Below are 448 nucleotides of genomic sequence, written 5' to 3' on the forward strand. Positions count from 1 at the left end.
CTTCCGATCTGCCGCGTACGCCACCTCGGCGCGGGGGCTGGCCACCGCGCTCACCCAGGACGGGACCGCCGGCCCCGAGCACGTGAACGCCTGCGCGGCGAAGCTCTCGCACGCGTACGACCCGCTGCTGGAACGTGCCACCTGGGCAGGCGCGGTGACCCCCGGCGTGACCACCGCCGACCTGGTCACGCTGGTCTCGGGCATCGCCCTCGCCACCGAACACGACCCGGACCCGGCGGCCCGGACGGAACGGCTGCTCGACCTGGCGGTGGCGGGCATCAGCCCGCGCGGGTGAGGGCGAGCGGAGGGGCATGAGCGGGCGCGCAGGGATGCGGCCGGGGGCGGAGGCCGTGGGCGGGGGCCGTGGGCGGAGGCCGTAGGCTGACGCGACCGCGGGCAGGTGGGCGCGTACGGACACGGCTGCCACCGCGGCCATGTAGGGGGCGCG

Annotated in this window: 1 pseudogene; it reads left to right on the plus strand. The window is 77.5% G+C overall.

What is annotated here, in order from left to right:
• Positions 1–295, plus strand: a pseudogene (locus GT042_RS39780) (TetR/AcrR family transcriptional regulator); the annotation flags it as partial.
• Positions 296–448: the final 153 nt, after the last annotated feature.

Origin of the sequence: Streptomyces sp. SID3212, assembly GCF_009865405.1 — a bacterium.
Lineage (GTDB): Bacteria > Actinomycetota > Actinomycetes > Streptomycetales > Streptomycetaceae > Streptomyces.